We start from the raw sequence: 909 nt of genomic DNA, 5'->3' as shown, positions 1-909 counted from the left end.
CTTTATAAAAGAATGCGTGAGCTGGCCATGGATGGCCCGCTAGCTTTCGCGGTACAGGATGTACCATCGGAAGCGTTAGCATTTTCGAATAAGGCTGAGGCAGAAGTCAAGTGCGGTCAAAAGCTGGATCAATCCCCATGGCGACCTTTTCGCAGCTGTTGTTTTGTAAAGAGCGACAATGTTGCGGGGTGGCTGGGCCAATTCTAAAAAAAGAAAAAAGCGGGAAGAGCCGTTGGTTTCCTCTTGGTCTGGTGTGGGCGAAGCGCCACGACGTTGGTGGCCGTAGGCCATATCCACAAAAATGCCACATCTGATGTTCAACAACAGCGTGAGGGATTTCATCTGTATTCTTTATCATTAAATTTCAGATATAAAAAAGCCCCAACTAATATTGAGGCTTTTTTACACCACTCTCTATTGCTAGAGATTATAATGGTACCCGAGGCCGGACTTGAATCGGCACGCCTGATGTTCAACCAGAGCGCGAGGGATTTTATCTTCTCAGCTTATATCTTGTTACCTTTGAATATATAAGCCAAATTGCAGACGTAAAAAAGCCCCAACTAATGTTGAGGCTTTTTTACACCACTCTCTATTGCTAGAGATTATAATGGTACCCGAGGCCGGACTTGAACCGGCACGCCTGATGTTCAACCAGAGCGCGAGGGATTTTATCTTCTCTGCTTATATCTTCTTACCTTTGAATATACAAGCCAAATTGCAGATATAAAAAAGCCCCAACTAATGTTGAGGCTTTTTTACACCATACTTACGTATGTAAATGATGGTACCCGAGGCCGGACTTGAACCGGCACGCTTATTCAGCGAGGGATTTTAAATCCCTTGTGTCTACCGATTCCACCACTCGGGCAAAGTGTTGTTTTAACCGCTACTAAAAGTAACCATTAA

At 44.6% G+C, this 909-nt stretch carries 1 protein-coding gene and 1 tRNA gene; both read right to left on the bottom strand.

Annotated elements, in window-relative coordinates:
• Positions 1-75 precede the first annotated feature (75 nt).
• The gene (locus tag H5185_RS22290) at positions 76-342 is read right to left on the bottom strand and encodes a hypothetical protein (protein ID WP_182743343.1); all 267 of its coding nucleotides are present in this window, start codon (positions 340-342) and stop codon (positions 76-78) included.
• 443 nt (positions 343-785) lie between these two features.
• Positions 786-871, bottom strand: a tRNA-Leu gene (locus H5185_RS22285).
• Positions 872-909 lie beyond the last annotated feature (38 nt).

Origin of the sequence: Shewanella sp. SG44-6, from assembly GCF_014164185.1 — a bacterium.
GTDB lineage: Bacteria > Pseudomonadota > Gammaproteobacteria > Enterobacterales > Shewanellaceae > Shewanella > Shewanella vesiculosa.
The sequence above is the reverse complement of the archived record's forward strand: the minus strand, read 5'-3'. Positions and strand labels throughout refer to the sequence as shown.

Excerpts from the sequence above, each read along its gene's own strand:
- H5185_RS22290 (WP_182743343.1), bottom strand. The coding sequence starts at position 342 with ATGAAATCCCTCACGCTGTTGTTGAACATCAGATGTGGCATTTTTGTG.